Consider the following 17276-nt stretch of genomic DNA (forward strand, 5'->3'; position numbering starts at 1 on the left):
CGGGCCGGCGATGTCCAGGGGGAGTACGACGGATGGCAGCGGGGATCGACGAGCCGGACCGCCGGGGGCGCACCGGCCTGGACCGCGTGGGGCGTGACCTCACCGGCAACGACGACGTCCGGGTGACCGACGTCGAGGTGCTGTCCAGCGACTGGTACGTGCTGCGCAAGACGACGTTCGAGCAGCGGCACCGGGACGGCCGGTGGACCACCGAGCAGCGCGAGACCCACGACCGCGGCAACGGCGCGACCGTGCTCCTCTACGACACCGAGCGGCGCACCGTCCTCCTGACCCGGCAGTTCCGGTTCGCCGCCTACGTCAACGGCCATCCCGACGGGATGCTCCTGGAGACCGCGGCCGGCCTGCTCGACGAGGACGACGCGGTGACCGCGGCCCGGCGGGAGGCCGAGGAGGAGACCGGTCACCGGGTCGGTGAGCTCACCCACGTGTTCGACGTCTACACCAGCCCGGGCTCGGTCACCGAGCGCCTGCACTGCTACGCCGGCCCGTACAGCGCGGCCACCCGCTCCTCCGACGGCGGCGGCCTGGTCGAGGAGGGCGAGGACATCGAGGTGGTCGAGCTCGGCATCGACGAGGCGCTGGCCCAGATCGGCACCGGCATCGTCGACGCGAAGACGATCATGCTGCTGCAGTGGGCGGTGCTGAGCGGGCCGTTCGCGAGCTGACCGCGCGTGCCGGGTCGCGCGCCCGGGCACTGGGCTTCCCGGGACCGCGGCGCGCGGTCGGAGGAGGAGGCACGCATGACGGAGACGAACCGCCCGCTGACCGGGAAGGTCGCCCTGGTGACCGGGGCGTCGTCGGGGATCGGTGAGGCGACGGCGATCGCGCTGGCCGAGGCCGGGGCCGCGGTGGCGATCGGCGCCCGGCGGCGCGACCGGCTCGACGCGCTCGCCGGCGAGCTCCGCGAGGGCGGGGCATCGGTGCTGCAGCTGGACCTCGACGTGACCGACGAGGAGCAGTGCCGGACGGCGGTGGCCCGCACCCGCGCCGTGCTCTACGTCGTCGGCCAGCCGCCGCACGTCGCGATCAACGAGCTGCTGGTGCGCCCCACCGACCAGGAGCGCTGAGGCTCACCGCGCCTCGAGCACCCGCTGCAGGGTGCCGAGGTCGGCGGTGACCGCCGCGGCGTCGGCCTCGAACGCGGCGTCGTCCACGCCCGGCCGGCGGCGCAGGGTGAACACGACCTCGCAGCCGGCGCCGTCGGGCAGCACGCGCAGCGGGTTGGTCACCGTCGTGCCGTCGGGCAGGACGACGTCGTGGTCGAGGACGCCGTACTCGTTGACCGGCACGAACCGGACGAGCACCCGGCCCAGAGGGGAGTCGGCCACCCACTCGCCGCGCTCCAGCCGGACGCCGGTGGCCAGGCCCGCCGCCCACTGCGGCAGGTGAGCCGGGTCGCGCGACCAGGCGTAGACCTCGGCCGCGGGCCGGGCGATGGACACGGTGAGGTGCCGGGACTCGGTCATGGCCCGCATCGTGCCGCAGGGGGCCGACCGCACCGCAGCGATCCGGCCGTCCATCGGCGGGGGACGGACAAGTCCACTGCGACGACCGGAAACCGCCGGGAACCGTCGGCGGGACGACCTAGGTTCGCTGCCGTGCCCGTTCCCCGCGCCCCGTTGACCCTGCTGGCCGTCGCCGTCACCCTGCTCGCCTGGGCCTCGGCGTTCATCGGCATCCGCACGGTGGGGGAGGACCTCTCGCCCGGCGCGCTCGCGCTCGGGCGGCTGCTGGTGGGCACCGCCGTCCTCGGCCTGCTGCTGACCCGCCGCGGCTGGGTCCCGCCGACGGCCGGGGAGTGGCGGCTGCTGGCGGTGTGCGGCGTCGGCTGGTTCGGCATCTACAACCTGTCGCTCAACGCGGCCGAGCAGCACCTGGACGCCGGCACCACCGCGATGCTGGTCAACATCGGCCCGCTGCTCATCGCGCTGTTCGCCGGCCTGCTGCTCGGGGAGGGCTTCCCGCGGTGGCTGGTCGTCGGGCTGGCGGTGGCCTTCGCCGGCGTCCTGGTGATCGGCCTGGCCACCCGCGGCTCCGGCGCGGACCTCACCGGGGTGCTGCTCTGCGTGGTCGCCGCGGTTACCTACGCCGGTGGCGTGGTGGCGCAGAAGCCGCTGCTGCGCCGCCTCCCCGCGCTGCAGGTGACGTTCACCGCCTGCGCGCTGGGCGCGCTGTGCTGCCTGCCGTGGGCCGGGGCGCTGGTGCGCGACCTGGGCGCCGCGCCCGGGGCGTCGATCGGCGGGATGGTGTACCTCGGCGTCGTCCCCACGGCACTCGCCTTCAGCACGTGGGCCTACGCGCTGTCCCGGATGGACGCCGGGCGGCTCGGCGTCACCACCTACCTCGTGCCGCCGCTGGTCGTGCTCATGGGCTGGCTGCTGCTGGACGAGGTGCCGCCGGCGCTCGCCGTGGCCGGTGGCGCGATGTGCCTGGCCGGGGTCGCGATCTCCCGCCGGCGAAGCAGGCCGCGGCTCCCCGCGCCGGTGCCGCAGGAGGCCGCGGTCGGCTCGTGAGCCGACCGCGGCCGGCCGGTCACGGGCGGCGCGGCGCCCAGGGGTCGTCGGGGTTGAAGTCGTCCGGCTCGTCGTCCGCCGCAGTCCCGGACGGGGTCGCCGGCCGCTGGTCGGACCGCCGCGCCGCAGCCTCCAGCGCGGCGTCCCGCTCGGCGGCCCGCTGGGCACGCTCGAGCCGGGCGTCCTCGCGCAGCTGCCGGCGGGACGGCGTCCCGTCGGGGTTGGTCAGCCGCAGCCAGTCGTCCTTCTGCCGCCACAGCGCCACGCCGGCGACGGGCAGCGCCACCGGGACGACGTAGGCGGCGACCCGCTCGACGCCGCCCTCGCCGAGGAACAGGAAGACGGCGGCGGCGAAGAATATCGTGCCCACGACGCCGAGCAGCCCGAGCAGCGCCAGCGTGGTGCCCAGCGCCTCCGACCGGGGCCGCACCCCGTAGGCCAGGGCGATGACGCCGATCGCGCCGCCGAGCAGGTAGGCCGCTGCGGCCACCTCGTGCGCCGCCCCCGGGCTGTCGAGCGGGAAGACGCCGACCAGCAGGACCCCGAGCCCGGCCAGGACGAGCAGCAGCCGGGCCAGCTTCCCGCCGGTGCCCGACAGCCCCGGGGCCAGCAGCAGCGCGCCGGCGATGATCAGGACGCCCTGGAGCACGAAGGAGGCGTTCATCATCAGCCGGGCGGGTGAGTCCGCCGTCCCCAGGTCGCTGATCACGTCGGCCGAGTACGAGTAGCCGTCGTAGCGCAGCGCCGCGACCGCCTCGACGACGAAGAACTGCAGGGTCAGCAGCCACGCGACCCCACCCCACCGGTACCTGCTGTCCGTCACGGGGAGCCATGGTCCCAGCCCCGCCTGTGCGCGGGACCGGGCGGGGCGGGCACAGTCCCCGACGTGACCCTGCGATCCGTGCTGCTGTTCGTGCTCGCCGCGCTGCTGGAGATCGGCGGCGCCTGGCTGGTCTGGCAGGGCCTGCGGGAGCACCGCGGCTGGGCCTGGGTGGGCGCCGGTGTGGTCGCGCTGGGGCTGTACGGGGTCGTGGCGACGCTCCAGCAGGACGCGGCGTTCGGCCGTGTGCTCGCCGCCTACGGCGGGGTGTTCATCGCCGGGTCGTTGCTGTGGGGCGTGGTCGCCGACGGGTTCCGCCCGGACCGCTGGGACGTCGCCGGCGCGCTGGTCTGCCTGGTCGGCGTGGCGGTGATCATGTACGCGCCGCGCAGCTCCTGACGTCCGCGGGGGCCAGGTGCGCCCGCAGCGCGGCGTACTGGCCGGGCGAGAGCCAGGAGGGGTTGCTGCCCGCGGGCATCCGCAGGACCTCGGCGTCCCGGACGGCCGGGTCGGCGAGCAGCTCGGTGCGGTCGACCGGTTCGGTCAGCCGGACCAGCCGGACGGCGACCGTCGGCCCGCCCTCGCCGTCGGCGGGTCCGCCGGTGACCGCGCCGACTGCGTGCACGCCGGGCCGGTCCCGGCCGCTGACCCACAGCAGCACCGGATGCCCCGGGTGGACGAGTCCCAGCCGGTAGGAGGGCCGCACGCAGCGGTCGAGGTCCCGCGCCGTGCCCGCTGCCCAGCCGGGGGCGACCAGGTCCGGCGGGCGGCTGCTCTTGAGCACCCAGCAGGCGACGTCAGCAGCGGTCAGGCGGGCCATCCGCCCAGCCAACCAGCCCCGGCGATCGTGGCGCGGCACACAGGTGCACCCTCTGACCCGTGGCGGGGGACGGCGACGCGGGCTGGCCGGGGCACCAGGTGGGCGAGCCCGGGTTCCGCCGGGCCGCGGCCGGGGTGTTCCTCGCCGGGATCGCCGTCTTCTCGACCCTCTACGCGCCGCAGGCGCTGCTGCCGGAGCTCACCCGCTCCTTCGGCGTCTCCCCGACCTCCTCCACCCTGGCCATCTCGATCTCCACCGGCGCGCTCGCGGTCGGCCTGCTGGTGCTCGGCCCGATCTCCGACCGCCGCGGCCGCACCGGCATCCTGCACGCGAGCCTGGCCGCGGCGGCGGTGCTGGCGGTGCTCATCGCGCTGGCCCCGGCCTGGTGGGTGCTGCTGGTGCTGCGGGGCCTGCAGGGCTTCGCGCTGGCCGGGCTGCCCGCGGTCGCCGTCGCGTACCTGCGCGAGGAGCTGCACCCGGCGGTCAGCTCCCGGGCGGTCGGCCTGTATGTCAGCGGCACGGCGATCGGCGGGCTGAGCGGCCGGCTGCTCAGCGGCTTCCTGACCGAGCTCGGTGGCTGGCGGGCCGCCCTCGGCGGCGCGGCGGCGGTCGCGGTCGCCTGCGCGGTCGCCGTCCGGCTGCTGCTGCCGGCCTCGCGCCGGTTCGTCCGCGTGCCGCGCGAGGGCCGGCTGCTGCGGCAGCTGACCGCCGCCTTCACCGATCCGGCCCTGCTGGCCCTCTACGGGGTGGCCGCGCTGCTCATGGGCGGTTTCGTCGCGGTCTACAACGCCGGCACGTTCCGGCTCGAGGCGGCGCCGTACTCGCTGTCCCCGGCGCTGGCCGGCCTGGTGTTCCTCGCCTACCTGCTCGGCTCGGCCAGCTCCCCGACGGCGGGCTGGCTGGCCGACCGGTTCGGCCGGCGGCTGGTCGTGCCGCTGTCCGTGCTGGTGATGGGCGGCGGCATCGCGCTCACGCTGTACCGGCCGCTGTGGCTGGTCGTGCTGGGGCTGTGCGTGATGACGGCCGGCTTCTTCGCCGCGCACGGCGTGGCCAACGGATGGGTGGCGGCGCGGGCGCAGCTGGGCGGGCGGCCGGTCGGCCAGGCGGCGTCGCTCTACTCGTTCTGGTACTACGTCGGGTCCTCGGTCGGCGGCACCCTGGCCGGCCGGGCCTGGCAGGACGCCGGCTGGGGTGGCGTGACCCTGCTGGCCGGCGGCTGCGTCCTCGCGGCGCTGCTGCTGACGCTCGTGCTGGGGCGCACCCGGCCGCTGGACCGCCGCTGACCGGCGGGAGGGCGGTGCGGTGCCGCACCGCCCTCCCGGGGAGGGTCAGCTCACTCGGTGGCGTCGTGCTCGTAGGCGCCGGCCGGGTTGGCGTCGTCGGACCCGACGGCCTGCCGCTCCAGCTCCGTGCGGTGCTCCAGCACCTCGTCGGAGAGGTGCGGGTCCTTCGCGTGCTCGCTGCGGTCCCGCGGCGCCGGCTCGGTCGTCTCCATCACGTCGTCGAGGTTCGGCTCGTCGTTCGGGCTGGTCATCCTCGTCCTCCGCTTTCCAGGCCCGGTGGCTCCGGGCAGCTGATCTGCCCCTGCCCCACCGGGGTGCCGCCGCAAACCGCTCATCCCTGCTTGAGCCGGTCGGCCGGCAGCCAGGCCTCGACCAGCACCGGACCGTGGTCCCCGACGACGGTGTACGCGACCCGGCCCTGCCAGCCGCCCTCCCGCTGCCGCCACTCCACGAGCAGCCCGGGCCAGGTGCCCGGGGCGTCCGGCGGATCGAGGACCCAGCAGTGCCGGCCGTGCCCGTCCCCGGCGGCCCGGCGCCGCCCGGCGGAGGGCGGGGGTTCCGCGGCCGGCGGCCCCGGCACGCCGGACCGCGCCGCCCGGTCGGCGAGCGAGGCCCCGTGCCCGCCCCGGTGCATGCCCCCAGCCACCGGAGGATGATCGCACGGAGTCGAACAGGCGTTCGACTCGGCGCGCTCCGGTCACCCCTCCGGCGACGGCGGCTCGGCGGCCTTCTTCCCGCCCGCCTTCTTCGCACCGGCCTTCTTCACCGGTGCCTTCGTGGCCGGCGCCTTCTTCGCACCAGCCTTCTTCGCCGGCGCCTTCGTGGCCGGCGCCATCTCGGCGGGTGCCTCGGCCGGCCGCTCGGCCGGCTGCGCGCTCAGCCCCCCGGCCAGGACGTCGGCCACCGCCTGGACCCCCGGGTGACCGGCCAGCTCCTCGGTGGGCACCGGCAGCGGCAGGCACCAGTTGGGGCGGTCGTCGGCGCCGGGCATGTTCGGCCGGCGCTCGACGGCCAGCGCGTCGTCCAGGGTGGCCGACAGCAGCGTCGACGGTGCCGTCGCCAGTCGCCGGTGGGCCGCCCGGACCGCCTCCGCGGGGTTGGCGCCCTCAGGGACGTCGCCCAGGTGCTCCAGCAGCGAGGTGCGGCCGCGCTCGAGCTCCTCGTCGGTGCCCAGCCCGTGCTCCCGCTGCTCGGCGAGGTCGGCCCCGGTCCACAGCCCGGCGACCGTGGGCAGGTCGTGCGTGGTCACCGCGGCCATCGCCTCGACCGGCCACCCGGCCGGCTCGTCGTCCTCGAACCACAGCAGCCGGTAGGACAGGATGCCGTGCTCGGCCAGCGCCTCCCGGACGCCCGCCTCCACGGTGCCCAGGTCCTCGCCGACGACGATCGCCTGCGCCCGGTGGCTCTCCAGCGCGACGATGTCCAGCAGGTCCTCGTACGGGTAGCGGACGTAGGCGCCCTCGGTGGCGCCGCCCTCGGCCGGCACCCACCACAGCCGGAACAGCCCCATGACGTGGTCGACCCGCAGCCCGCCGGCGCCGGCCATGGTGGCCCGGATCGACTGGACGAACGGCTCGTAGTCGGCCCGCTGCAGCCGCCACGGCACGAACGGCGGCGACCCCCAGTCCTGGCCCTGGCTGTTGAAGGCGTCCGGCGGCGCGCCGACGCTGACCGCCTGGGCGAGCACGTCCTGCCACGCCCACGCGTCGGCGCCCCCGCCGGCGACGCCGATGGGCAGGTCCTGGATGACCGTCAGGCCCCCGGTCGCCGCCCGCAGCTGCCGGTCCAGCAGCCACTGCAGCCAGGCGTGGAAGGCCACCTGCGACTCGTGCCCGGCCGCCCAGGCGCGGACGGCCTCGCCCTGCGGCTCGCGCAGCGGCTCGGGCCAGGTGTGCCAGTCGGGGCCGTGCTCGTCGGCCAGCGCGCACCAGGTGGCCCAGTCCTGCAGCGGCTGCCCCTGGAACCACCACCACTCGCGGAACTCGCGCTCGTCCACCCCGCTGTCGAAGATCCGCTGCAGCACGGTGCGCTTGCGCGCCCACACCGCGTCCCGGTCGATGAGCTCGCCGTCGTTCAGCGCCCGGCCGGCCTCCTCCTCGCGGTCGACGTCCTCCCCGCCGGGCACGTCGGACAGCCGCAGGTAGACCGGGTTCCGGAACCGGCGGGTGGCCGGCAGGTACGGGCTGGCCTCCTGGCCGGGGGTCGGCGCCACCCCGTGCAGCGGGTTGACCAGCAGGAACCCCGCCCCCTGCCGCTCAGCCAGCTCCCGGACGACCCGCAGGTCGCCGAGGTCCCCGATGCCCCAGCTTTCGCGCCCGCGGGTGGCGTACAGCTGCACCGCCCACCCCCAGCCGCGCCACCCCTCGGGCAGCCAGCAGCGGCCGGGGGACACGATCAGCCGGCGGTCGCGGCCGTCGGGGGTGCGCAGCCGGTGGTAGCCGAGCGGGAAGTCGTCGGGCAGGTGGCCGTCCACCTGCCGGGTCGAGCCGTCCTCGCAGTCGACCTCACCGCCCTCCACCTCGAGGGCGTCGCCGGGTCGGGCCACGATCGGCGCGTGGTCGAGCAGGTCCGTGGGTGGGTGGCCGATCACCTGGCGCAGGTTCTCGATCGTCTCCGGGGAGACGGTGTGCTCCTCGTCCAGGGCGTCCAGCCAGGTGGCGTCGATGCCCCAGGCGTCGGTCGTGGGCTGCGTGGGGGTGCTCGTCACCCCTTGATCCTCGTGGGTGCGCCCGGTGGCCGCCGGGTGAGGGGACGCGGCGGTGGTCACACCGGCCGGTCGGGTGTCCCGTCCGCCGGCGGGGGGGCGCGGTCGCCGTCCGTGGGGCGGCGGCCGCACCGCCGGCGACGGCCAGTGCGGTGTGCCGTCGCGGATGGCGCCGGATCCGCTCCTCGCGCCGCGCGGCCGGTGAGCCGGGCTCGGGCTCCAGGTCGATCCCGCCGGTCCCCAGCAGCGCCCGGGCGGTCGCGGAGACGTCGCCGTCGGCCCGGTACCAGGTGGCCCGCTGGGGCCGGCTCAGGGAGCTGAAGGTGACCGCGAGCGCCCCGACGTCCGGCTCCGCGTCGGGCCCCGTCGGCGGGTCGCTCGTCGGCAGCCGGTCACCGGGCGCCAACCGCACGGTGTCGTCCGAGGACCGCTTCGCGGCGACGAGCCGGCCGTCGACGTGCCAGGTGACCGTCCGGGTGAACGAGCCGGTGACCTCGACCCGGTGGTGCTGCCCGCGGGCGACCAGCTCCCAGCGCTGCACCTGGTCGCCGGCCACGGGCCGACGGTAGCGGTCCGGCGGTTCAGCCCGGCCCGCCGCGCGGCTTGGCGCGGCGGGTGGGGGCGGCCGACGCCGGGTCCTCCGGCCACGGGTGCCGCGGGTACCGGCCGCGCAGCTCCCGGCGGACGGCGGGGTACCCGCTGACCCAGAAGCCGGCCAGGTCCGCCGTCGTGGCCACGACCCGGGCGGCGGGGGAGAGCAGCTGCAGCCGCAGCGGCCGGCCGGCGACCACCGGCGCGTCCGCCCAGCCGAAGACCTCCTGCACCCGTACCGGCAGGGTGGGCACCTCGGGATCGGCGTAGTCCACCCGGATCCGCGAGCTGGTGGGCACCTCGATCCGCTCCGGCACCAGCTCGTCGAGCCGGCCGGCCACCTGCCACGGGACCAGCGCGGACAGTGCCGCGGCCACGTCGACCGCCGCCAGGTCCGCCCGGCAGCGGGCCGCGGACACCGCGGGCAGGCCGGCCAGGGCCACCCGCAGGGACGCGTCGTCGACCGCCGGCCACGGGTCTCCCAGGCCCGCCCGCGCGGCGGCGAGCCGGGCCCTGAGCGCGGTGGCGGCCGGGGTCCAGCGGAGCAGCGCGAGGCCCTCGCGCCGCAGCCCCTCGGCGACGGCGGCCGCCACGGTCGCCGGGTCCGGGTCGGCCAGCGGGCGCTCGGCGAGCACGACGGCGCCGAGCCGCTCCACCCGGGCGGCCCGCACGTCGCCGTCGCGCCAGGCCACCTCGGGACCGTCGGCGTGCGCGCCCCCGCCGGCCTCCAGCGCCGTGGCCTGGTCGATCGCGACCGCCGCGCGCACCCGGGCGTCCCGCCGTCCGGGGGCGCGGTCCGCGGCGGCCACCGCCAGCCACTCCGCGCCGGTCAGCGCGCTGCCCGGGGCCAGCTCGGCGCCCGTGCCGCCGGCCAGCAGGTAGGTGCGCTCGGTCCCCCGCCGGCGCCGGGCCAGCCACTCCGGATGGGCCAGCCCGACGACGAGCCCGGCGGCGGCGTCGTCGGTCAGGTCGGTGCGCGGCGCGTCCGGCACCGACCGGGCCAGCCGGCCGGTCTCCTCCCGCCACCGCGCCGTGGCGCCACCGGAGCCGCTGCGGACGGCCCGCCAGGCGGCACCCAGGTCGTCGGACGGGGCCGGGACGTCGGCCGACAACAGCGCCAGCACCTCCGCGGCCCGCCGGCGGCCCACCAGGGGAGCGCCGTCGACCAGCGCCCGGGCGAGACGGGGGTGGGTCCCGGCCGCAGCGAGCGCGCGCCCCCGGGAGGTGACCCGTCCGTCGTCGTCCACCGCCTCGAGCTGCCGCAGCGTGTCGCGGGCCGCGGTGAACGCCGCCTCCGGTGGCGGATCGGGCAGGGCCAGGTCCCGGCCGTCCGGCGCTCCCCAGCAGGCCAGCTCCAGCGCGAAGCCGGTGAGGTCGGCGACGGCGATCTCCGGCTCCGGGGCGGCGGGCAGCCGGTCGTGCTCGGCGGCCGACCACAGCCGGTACACCCACCCCGGACCCTCGCGCCCGGCACGGCCCGCCCGCTGCGTGGCCGCGGCCCGGGAGGCCCGCACGGTGACCAGGGTCCCCAGGCCGCGGGCGACGTCCACCCGGGGGACGCGCGCCAGCCCGGCATCCACCACGACCCGCACACCGGGCACGGTCAGGCTGGTCTCGGCGACGTCGGTCGCGAGCACCACCCGGCGCCGCGGGCCGGCGGTGAGCGCGGCGTCCTGCTCGGCGGCGGGCAGCCGCCCGTGCAGCGGCCGCAGGTCCGCGGCCACCCCGGACAGCCGCCCCGCGACCCCGGCGATCTCCGCCGCGCCGGGGAGGAAGACCAGCACGTCACCCTCGCTCTCGGCCAGCGCCCGTGCCACGGTGCCGGCGACCGCGTCCAGCAGCCGCGGGTCGACCCGGTTGCCCAGCGGCGGGGCGACCGGCGGCGCGGGCGGGCACCAGACCGGCCGCACCGGGTGCAGCGTGCCGGTGGCCTCGACCACCGGCGCCGGACCGGTGTCCCCGCCGAGCAGCGCGGCCAGCGGGCCGGCCTGCGCGGTGGCCGACATCGCCAGCACCGCCAGGTCCGGCCGCAGGGCGGCGCGCACGTCGAGGGCGAAGGCGAGCGCGAGGTGGGTGTCCAGCTGCCGCTCGTGGCACTCGTCCAGCACCACGGCGGACGTCCCGGCGAGCTCGGGGTCGGACTGCAGCCGGCGGACCAGCAGCCCGGTGGTCACCACCTCCACGCGGGTGGCGTCGCTGCACCGGCGCTCGCCGCGCACGCTGTAGCCCACCGACCGCCCGACGGGCTCGCCCAGCAGCGCGGCCATCCGCCGGGCGGCCGCGCGGACGGCGACCCGACGTGGTTCGGCCACCAGCACCCGGGCCGGCAGCCGGTCGGCCAGGGCCAGCGGCACCAGCGTCGTCTTCCCCGTGCCGGGCGGGGCCACCAGCACGGCGGCGCCGGCCCCGGACAGCGCACCGGTCAGCGCCGGCAGCACGCCCCGGACCGGCAGGTCGGTGCCGGGCGAGCCGGGAGGGGGCAGCACGGTGGCCAGTCTCCCCGGCGGACGGGCAGGGCTCCGCCCCTTGTCCCGTCCTGTGACCTGTACCACGCTGAGCCGAAGGGAGCGACGAGGCTCAGCGGAGGTCCGGAGTGGCGGCTCACGGCAAGGACTCGAACAAGGAGAGCACCGGGGCGCCCGCGCCCCGCGCTGCGGACCGGGTGCGCAACGTCGCGCTGGTCGGCCGCGCGGGAGCGGGGAAGACGACCCTGGCCGAGGCGCTCGTGGTGGCCACGGGCGCGCTGACCCGGGCCGGCCGGGTCGAGGACGGCACGACGTGCCTGGACACCGAGGAGGTGGAGGTCCGGCAGCAGCACTCCGTGTCGCTGCACGCCGCGACGGTCGAGCACGCCGGGCACCGGATCACCCTCCTGGACACCCCGGGGGCACCGGACTTCGTGGGGGAGCTGCGTGCCGCGCTGCGGGCCGCCGACGCCGCCCTGTTCGTCGTCTCCGCGGTCGCCGGCGTCGACGCCGGCACGGTCCACCTGTGGGACGAGTGCGCCGCGGTGGGCAAGCCGCGGGCGGTGGTGGTCACCCAGGTCGACCGGCCGCGCGCGGACGTGCCCGCCGTCGTGCGCAGCTGCCAGGAGCTGCTGGGCGCCGGGGTGCACCCCCTGCAGCTGCTCGCCCCGGGCGAGGACGGGACACCCGGCCGGCTGGTCTCCCTGCTGGAGCCCCAGCCGCCCCACCCGCAGGGCGACGAGCTGCGGGCCGAGCTGATCGAGGCGGTGATCGCCGAGAGCGAGGACGAGTCGCTCATGGACCGGTACCTGGCCGGCGAGCCGATCCCGGTGCCCGACCTGGTCGCCGACCTGGAGACGGCGGTGGCCCGCGGCAGCTTCCACCCGGTGCTGTGCCTCGCCCCGCTCAGCGGCCTGGGGGTGCGGGAGCTGCTGGATCTCGTGGTCAGCGGCTTCCCCTCCCCGCTCGAGCGACCGTGCCCGCCGGTCGTGCGTCCGGACGGGAAGCCGGCCGGCGTCGTGGGCTGCGATCCCGCCGGGCCGCTGGTGGCCGAGGTCGTGAAGACGACGACCGATCCGTACCTGGGCCGGGTCTCGCTGGTCCGGGTCTTCTCCGGCACGCTGCGCCCGGACATCCCGGTGCACGTCTCCGGTCACGGGCTGGCCGAGCGGGGGCACCCCGACCACGACGCGGACGAGCGGGTCGGCGCGCTGTCGAGCCCGCTGGGCAGCACGCTGCGGCCGATCCCGGAGTGCCCGGCCGGTGACGTGTGCACGGTCGCCCGGCTGACCACCGCCGAGACCGGTGACACGCTGTCCAGCCCGGACCAGCCGCTGGTCGTGCCGCCCTGGGAGCTCCCGGACCCGCAGCTGCCGGTCGCCGTGGAGGCCGCCTCCCGCAGCGACGAGGACCGCCTCGCCGGCGCGATCGCGCGGCTGGTGGCCGAGGACCCGGCGGTGCGGGTGGAACGCCGGGCCGACACCGGCCAGCTCCTGCTCTGGTGCGTCGGCGACGCGCACGCCGAGGTGCTGCTGGACCGCCTGCGCACCCGGTACGGCGTGGCGGTGGAGACGCCGCGGGTGCGGGTGCCGCTGGTCGAGACCCTCGCCGGGCCGGCCACGGTCACCGCCAGGCACGTCAAGCAGTCCGGCGGCCACGGCCAGTACGCCGTCGCGGTCGTGGAGGCACGCCCCATGCCGCCCGGCTCCGGGATCACCTTCGACCAGCGGGTGGTCGGCGGCGCGGTGCCCAGCCAGTTCCACGGCAGCGTGGAGAAGGGCATCCGGGCGCAGGCCGCGCGGGGCCTGGAGAACGACCGGCCGCTGGTCGACGTCCACTTCACCCTGGTCGACGGCAAGGCCCACTCGGTCGACTCCTCCGACGCCGCGTTCCAGACGGCGGGTGCGCTCGCCGTCCGGGAGGCCGCGGCCACGGCGGGCACCCAGGTGCTCGAGCCGTGGTGCGCGGTCGAGGTGACCGTCCCCACCGACCTGGTCGGGCCGGTGCTCAGCGACCTGGCCGGCCGCCGCGCCCGGGTCACCGGCAGCGAGGCCGCGCCCGACCGGGACGAGGCCACCGTGTTCGCCGAGGTCCCCGAGTGGGAGCTCCTGGACTACGCCCGGGTCCTGCGGTCGGTGTCGCACGGCTCGGGCAGGTTCAGCCGCCGCCCGCTGCGGCACGAGCCGGCGCCGGCCTCGGTGGTGGCCGACCTGCAGCCGGCCTGACCGCGGGGGCCGCCGCCCCGTGGCGGATCAGGCCGGGCGGTCCAGCAGCTCCCGGAGCACGCCGTCGATGAACTCGTTGTCCGGGGCGTGCAGGCCCAGGCCGCCGAAGTGCCCCCAGGTCGTGTCGATGACCCGCACCTCGCCCTGCGGGATGAACCGGGAGGCCCACTGCTCGTCCTCGGGCGGGAAGTAGAGATCGGTCCGGGCGGGCATGGCGACCAGCGGGCAGCGGATGGAGCGCAGCGCCGCCTCGGTGTCGCCGTCGAACCCCGGCGTGCGGCCGACGTCGCCGTGCTCCCAGGTCCACAGCATGGCCAGCAGGTTGTTGGGGTCGCGGCCGTCGAGCCAGAACCCCTCCCAGAAGCCGACCAGGAAGTCCTCGAGCGAGGACCACCCCATGTCCCGGTACTCGCGTTCCCAGTAGAACGCCTGGGAGAGGCCCCATCCGGCGTAGATGCGGGCGAAGGCCCGCAACCCGGCGACCGGCAGGTCCTCCGGCGGGTAGGCGCCGCCCCGGAAGGCCGGGTCGAGCGTGAGCGCCGCCCGCAGGCTCTTCAGGAAGACCTGGTTGTGCTCGCTGGTGCGGCTCGACCCGACGATCGGCGCCGCTCGCCGGACCATCTCCGGGTGGCTGACCGCCCACTGGTAGGTCTGGCCGGCGCCCATCGAGGAGCCCACGACGAGCTCGACGGACTCGATGCCCCACTGCTCGGTGAGCAGGCGGTGCTGCGCCTGGACCTGGTCGTGGAACGTGATCGCCGGGAAGTGCGGTCCGTCGAAGGGCGGCGGGGTGTTGCTGGGGGACGACGACAGCCCGTTGTTGAGCTGGTTGGGCACGACGATGAAGTACCGCTCCGGATCGCAGGCCAGCCCGGGGCCGATCGACCACTCGTTGGCGTCGTGCCAGGCGCTGAACCAGGTGGGGTGGACGATGACGTTGGACCGGTCCGCGGCGATCTCCCCGTAGGTCTTGTAGGCCAGCTGGGCGCCGTGCAGCGTGGCGCCGCTCTGCAGGGGGAGGTCGCCGAGGTCGAAGACCTCGTGGTCCGTCGGTGCGGGCACGGCGTTCCTTTCACGTGAAAGTACCGTTAGCGTGCCCGAGCCCGTGGACGACCGCAAGGCGGTCGGGGACGGCGCTCAGCCGGCCGGGTGCGGCTCCGGGTCGGTCGCGAGGCGTTCGAGGAGCCGGCGCAGGGTCCGCGTCTCGGTCTCCGACAACGCGGCCAGCCCGGTGCGCTCGGCCTCGGCGATCCGCGGGGCGAGGCTCCCCTCCAGCGCCCGGCCGCGGTCACCGGCGTGCACCACGACCCGGCGGCGGTCGGCCGCGTCGACGTTGCGGTACAGCAGGGAGCGCTCGACGAGCCGGTCGACGATCCGGGTCAGGGTCGGCCCGGTGACCCGGGTGAGGCCGGCCAGCTCGGTCATCGACAGGGGACCGCGCTCGACCAGCGTCCGGAGCACCCGCCACTGGTCCAGCGTCAGCTCGGCCCCGGCGAGGACGCCCTCGACCCGCGCGGCCAGGCCGACGCTGGCCGCGTGGAAGAGGTCGACGTGGGACGACGGCCCCCCGGGACCTGCCTGCTGCATGCGCTTCTCCCTGAGGCCCCCGTGCGCCCTTCCCATGACCGCGGCGGGTGGGCATAGTGTCCGCTGTTCGCTGTCCCCGAGTGTGACAGAGGGCTGCGACGTCCCGCTCTTCCCGCCGCGGACCCACGCCCAGGGGGACCGATTGCCTTCAACAGCCGAGGCGGCGCGCGTGGGCCTGGTCGTCCCGCTGCAGGGGCCCGCGGGGATCTTCGGTCCGTCGTGCGAGGCGGTCGCGGCCACGGCGGTGCGCGAGATCAACCGGGACGGCCTCCTGGGCCGGGAGCTGGCCGTCGAGGTGATCGACGGCGGGGCGGCGCCCGGGCAGGTCGCCGCGGAGGTGGCCCGGCTGGTCGACGCCGGGCGCATAGACGCGGTGACCGGCTGGCACATCTCCGCGGTCCGGCACGCCGTGGCCCCGGTGACGGCAGGCCGGATCCCGTACGTCTACACCTCGCTGTACGAGGGTGGTGAGGGACGCCCCGGGGTCTTCTGCTCCGGCGAGACCCCGGCGCGGCAGATCGCCCCCGCGCTGCGCTGGCTGCGCGACGTGTGCGGGTTGCGGCGGTGGTTCATCGTCGGCGACGACTACGTCTGGCCGCGCGCCTCGGTCGAGGTCACCCGGGAGTTCGCCCGGCAGCTGGACCTCGAGCTGGTCGGTACGGCGTACGTGCCGCTGGGCAACGCGGACTACACCGGCGTGCTGCACCGGATCCGGCGCAGCGACGCGCACGGGGTGCTGCTGTACCTGGTGGGGCAGGACGCGGTCCGGTTCAACCGGGTGTTCGCCGAGGCGGGCCTGCAGGAGCGGCTGGTGCGGTTCACGCCGCTGATGGAGGAGAACATGCTCCTGGCCAGCGGGCGGGAGGCCACGCGGGACCTGTTCGTCTGCGCCTCCTACTTCCGGTCGCTGGCGACCTCCTCCGCGCTGGAGCTCAGCGGTGCCTACGTCGACCAGCACGGGCCGGACGCGCCACCGCTGAACAACGCGGCCGAGTCCTGCTACGAGGGGCTGATGACCATCGCCGCCCTGGCCCGGCGGGCGGGCAGCCTGGACGTCGCCCGGATGACCGCGCTCGCCGACGGCCTGGGCTACGACGGCCCCCGCGGCCCGGTGTCCTTCGCGGGCAACCACCTGCAGCAGCGCGTCCACCTGGCCGTCGCCGACGGCTACGACTTCGACGTCCTCGCGACGTTGTAGGTCCGCGCGGGGGACTTGACAGTTCCTTTCATCTGAATAAGTTTCAGGTGAGAGGAAGTGAGGGTCCATGGCGACGTACGAGTTCCGTTGTCCCGACTGTTCCGTCTTCCAGGTGGCCGTGCCGATGGCCGCGGTGCGCCCCACCCACCGCTGCCCCGGGTGCGGAGCCGAGTCCGCCCGGGTGTACTCCGCCCCCGCGCTCCGGACGACACCCGCCGCGCTCTCCCGTGCGGTGACGAGGGCGGAGGCCAGCGCCGAGGTGCCGCAGGTCGTCCGGTCGATCCCGGACGGGGCCCCGCGACCGCGCAGCCGCCGGTGGAGCCCGATGACCGGCGCCGCGCCGGTCAGCGCGGCCGCCCGGCCGGCCGGTCCGCACCCGTCCCTGCCCCGCTGGTGACCCATGGGCGCGGTGGGTCTGCTCTACGTCGGCGCCGTCCTCATCGTCAACGGGGTCATGCTGCTGGGCCACGTCGACGCCCGGGGCGCGGCGCCGCTGAACCTGTTCGTCGGCGGCCTGCAGGTCCTCACCCCGACGTACCTGATCATCTCCGCGGACGGTGACCCGGCGCGGATCGCGCTCGCCGCCGGGCTCTACTTCTTCGGCTTCACCTACCTGTGGGTGGGGATCAACGGGATCACCGACTGGCCGCTGGAGGGGCTCGGCTGGTTCTCGCTGGTCGTCGCGCTGGCGGCCATCGGGTTCGCCGTCCACTCGTGGGTGGTGGTCGGGGACCGGGCCTTCGGCGTCATCTGGTTGCTGTGGTCCGTCCTGTGGTCCGCCTTCTTCCTGCTCATGGCCCTGCACCGGGACAGCCTGGGCCCGGCGATCGGCGTCCTCGCCGCCGGGGAGGGTCTGCTCACCGCCGCGGTCCCGGCCTTCCTGATCATCGCCGGCTGGTGGTCCGACTCGGTCACCACGGCCGTGGTCGTCGCCGTGCTCGGCGTCGTGCTCCTCGCCGCCAGCGCCCCCCTCGGGCGTGCCCTGTCCGCGTCCGCTCCCCGCACCACCACCCAGCCCGGCACCGCGTCGGGCGTCCAGTGAGAGGAAG

At 76.5% G+C, this 17276-nt stretch carries 18 protein-coding genes; 9 read left to right on the plus strand and 9 right to left on the minus strand.

Annotation, left to right across the window (positions count from 1 at the left end; all coding sequences use genetic code 11):
* Nucleotides 1-32: 32 nt before the first annotated feature.
* Nucleotides 33-686, plus strand: a complete 654-nt coding sequence (locus HL189_RS09170) for an NUDIX domain-containing protein (RefSeq protein WP_369133379.1) — start codon at nt 33-35, stop codon at nt 684-686.
* Between the two features lie 75 nt (nt 687-761).
* On the plus strand, nt 762-1088 hold the full coding sequence (locus HL189_RS09175) for an SDR family NAD(P)-dependent oxidoreductase (RefSeq protein WP_369133380.1): 327 nt from the start codon (nt 762-764) through the stop codon (nt 1086-1088).
* 3 nt (nt 1089-1091) lie between these two features.
* On the opposite strand, the gene HL189_RS09180 is transcribed toward HL189_RS09175, so the two are convergent.
* Nucleotides 1092-1487 (minus strand): SRPBCC family protein, encoded by a 396-nt coding sequence (locus HL189_RS09180; RefSeq protein ID WP_369133381.1) that lies wholly within the window; start codon nt 1485-1487, stop codon nt 1092-1094.
* Between the two features lie 132 nt (nt 1488-1619).
* On the opposite strand from HL189_RS09180, the gene HL189_RS09185 reads away from it, so the two are divergent.
* Nucleotides 1620-2534, plus strand: coding sequence for a DMT family transporter (locus tag HL189_RS09185; protein ID WP_369133382.1), 915 nt, complete (start codon nt 1620-1622; stop codon nt 2532-2534).
* A 19-nt stretch (nt 2535-2553) separates the two neighbouring features.
* Here HL189_RS09185 and HL189_RS09190 read toward each other — a convergent pair whose 3' ends face one another.
* Entirely contained in the window at nt 2554-3357 is an 804-nt protein-coding gene (locus tag HL189_RS09190; RefSeq protein WP_369133383.1) for a DUF998 domain-containing protein, read from the minus strand.
* 63 nt (nt 3358-3420) lie between these two features.
* Here HL189_RS09190 and HL189_RS09195 point away from each other — a divergent pair, with 63 nt between their 5' ends.
* On the plus strand, nt 3421-3753 hold the full coding sequence (locus HL189_RS09195; protein WP_369133384.1) for a YnfA family protein: 333 nt from the start codon (nt 3421-3423) through the stop codon (nt 3751-3753).
* Here the strand turns inward: HL189_RS09195 and HL189_RS09200 are convergent.
* Nucleotides 3728-4174 (minus strand): hypothetical protein, encoded by a 447-nt coding sequence (locus HL189_RS09200; protein ID WP_369133385.1) that lies wholly within the window; start codon nt 4172-4174, stop codon nt 3728-3730. The genes HL189_RS09195 and HL189_RS09200 overlap by 26 nt on opposite strands.
* A 59-nt stretch (nt 4175-4233) precedes the next feature.
* Between HL189_RS09200 and HL189_RS09205 the strand changes: the two genes are divergently transcribed.
* On the plus strand, nt 4234-5457 hold the full coding sequence (locus HL189_RS09205; RefSeq protein ID WP_369133386.1) for an MFS transporter: 1224 nt from the start codon (nt 4234-4236) through the stop codon (nt 5455-5457).
* A gap of 50 nt (nt 5458-5507) precedes the next feature.
* Here HL189_RS09205 and HL189_RS09210 read toward each other — a convergent pair whose 3' ends face one another.
* From HL189_RS09210 to hrpB, 4 genes are all read right to left on the minus strand, one after another.
* On the minus strand, nt 5508-5708 hold the full coding sequence (locus HL189_RS09210) for a hypothetical protein (RefSeq protein ID WP_369133387.1): 201 nt from the start codon (nt 5706-5708) through the stop codon (nt 5508-5510).
* An 80-nt stretch (nt 5709-5788) separates the two neighbouring features.
* On the minus strand, nt 5789-6103 hold the full coding sequence (locus tag HL189_RS09215) for a hypothetical protein (RefSeq protein WP_369133388.1): 315 nt from the start codon (nt 6101-6103) through the stop codon (nt 5789-5791).
* 51 nt (nt 6104-6154) lie between these two features.
* Complete coding sequence (gene malQ / locus HL189_RS09220) at nt 6155-8164, minus strand: 4-alpha-glucanotransferase (protein ID WP_369133389.1); 2010 nt, start codon at nt 8162-8164, stop codon at nt 6155-6157.
* Between the two features lie 578 nt (nt 8165-8742).
* Complete coding sequence (hrpB, locus tag HL189_RS09225; RefSeq protein ID WP_369133390.1) at nt 8743-11238, minus strand: ATP-dependent helicase HrpB; 2496 nt, start codon at nt 11236-11238, stop codon at nt 8743-8745.
* Nucleotides 11239-11345: 107 nt separating this feature from the next.
* On the opposite strand from hrpB, the gene HL189_RS09230 reads away from it, so the two are divergent.
* On the plus strand, nt 11346-13442 hold the full coding sequence (locus HL189_RS09230) for an elongation factor G-like protein EF-G2 (RefSeq protein WP_369133391.1): 2097 nt from the start codon (nt 11346-11348) through the stop codon (nt 13440-13442).
* 27 nt (nt 13443-13469) lie between these two features.
* Here the strand turns inward: HL189_RS09230 and HL189_RS09235 are convergent, their stop codons facing one another.
* Both HL189_RS09235 and HL189_RS09240 read right to left on the minus strand, forming a co-directional pair.
* Nucleotides 13470-14504 carry an alpha/beta fold hydrolase gene (locus HL189_RS09235; protein WP_369133392.1) on the minus strand — a complete coding sequence of 345 codons (1035 nt, stop codon included), beginning with the start codon at nt 14502-14504 and terminating at the stop codon, nt 13470-13472.
* Nucleotides 14505-14579: 75 nt separating this feature from the next.
* Nucleotides 14580-15029: a MarR family winged helix-turn-helix transcriptional regulator gene (locus HL189_RS09240; protein WP_369133393.1), complete on the minus strand. Its 450-nt coding sequence runs from the start codon at nt 15027-15029 to the stop codon at nt 14580-14582.
* Nucleotides 15030-15198: 169 nt separating this feature from the next.
* Here HL189_RS09240 and HL189_RS09245 point away from each other — a divergent pair, with 169 nt between their 5' ends.
* From HL189_RS09245 to HL189_RS09255, 3 genes are all read left to right on the plus strand, one after another.
* Nucleotides 15199-16227 carry a substrate-binding domain-containing protein gene (locus HL189_RS09245; RefSeq protein ID WP_369133394.1) on the plus strand — a complete coding sequence of 343 codons (1029 nt, stop codon included), beginning with the start codon at nt 15199-15201 and terminating at the stop codon, nt 16225-16227.
* Nucleotides 16228-16294: 67 nt separating this feature from the next.
* Nucleotides 16295-16624 (plus strand): FmdB family zinc ribbon protein, encoded by a 330-nt coding sequence (locus tag HL189_RS09250; protein ID WP_369133395.1) that lies wholly within the window; start codon nt 16295-16297, stop codon nt 16622-16624.
* A gap of 3 nt (nt 16625-16627) precedes the next feature.
* Nucleotides 16628-17269, plus strand: a complete 642-nt coding sequence (locus tag HL189_RS09255; protein ID WP_369133396.1) for an AmiS/UreI family transporter — start codon at nt 16628-16630, stop codon at nt 17267-17269.
* Nucleotides 17270-17276 lie beyond the last annotated feature (7 nt).

Source organism: Modestobacter sp. I12A-02662 (assembly GCF_041028325.1).
In the GTDB taxonomy this organism is placed as follows: Bacteria; Actinomycetota; Actinomycetes; order Mycobacteriales; family Geodermatophilaceae; genus Modestobacter.